The sequence below is a fragment of the Mesorhizobium sp. M7D.F.Ca.US.004.03.1.1 genome (assembly GCF_003998635.1).
GTDB classification, from domain to species: Bacteria; Pseudomonadota; Alphaproteobacteria; order Rhizobiales; family Rhizobiaceae; genus Mesorhizobium; species Mesorhizobium loti.
On the sequence record NZ_RZQG01001621.1, the window covers coordinates 1 to 653 of the forward strand.

Here is a 653-nt window from a genome sequence, read left to right on the forward strand (position 1 = left end):
GCCCCTGTCGATGAGTGGCTGGCCGCGTTCTGCCTGCCATTCCCGGATCGAACGGCCCGACGCGTCGAGCACCTCCAATGCCCGCACGACACGCTGGCTGTCGGTCGGCTTCAGCGTCATGGCGGTCGCCGAATCCTCGCGCAGCAGCAGGCCGTGCAGCTTGACGGCGCCCTGCTCCTTCAACTCGTAGCGCCAGCGGTCCCGGACCCGCTGCGGAATGTCGGGCATTTCCGAAATGCCCTCGGCCAGCGCGCGAAAATAGAGCCCGGTGCCGCCGACAAAAATTACGGGCCGGCCGGAGAGCGTGCCGTCGTCGATCAGCTTCATCACGTCGCGCAGCCAGGCGCCGGTGGAATAGGCTGTGGCCGGATGGACATGGCCGTAGAGGAAATGCGGTGCGCGCGCGAGGTCGGCCGCCTCCGGCCGGGCGGTCAGCACGTCGAGCACCGAATAGCCCTGCATGGAATCGGTGTTGACGATCACGCCACCCTTGCGCTCGGCCAGATCGAGCGCCAGCGCCGACTTGCCGCTGGCGGTCGGCCCGGCTATCAGGATCGCGTTCTTCACGCGGCCCTCGCCCGCTTGTCCGCCGGAATGTTCCATGCCGCTTGTCGCCACGCTTGTTTCCCGTCCCACTGAGCGCGCTTTGTCGC

The 653-nt window shown here is 67.7% G+C and carries 1 protein-coding gene; it reads right to left on the reverse strand.

All coding sequences use genetic code 11. The annotated features are described in order from the left end of the window. The coding region (locus EN935_RS39105; RefSeq protein ID WP_245489186.1) for a tRNA (adenosine(37)-N6)-dimethylallyltransferase MiaA at positions 1–603 on the reverse strand (603 nt) is incomplete at its 3' end. Positions 604–653: the final 50 nt, after the last annotated feature.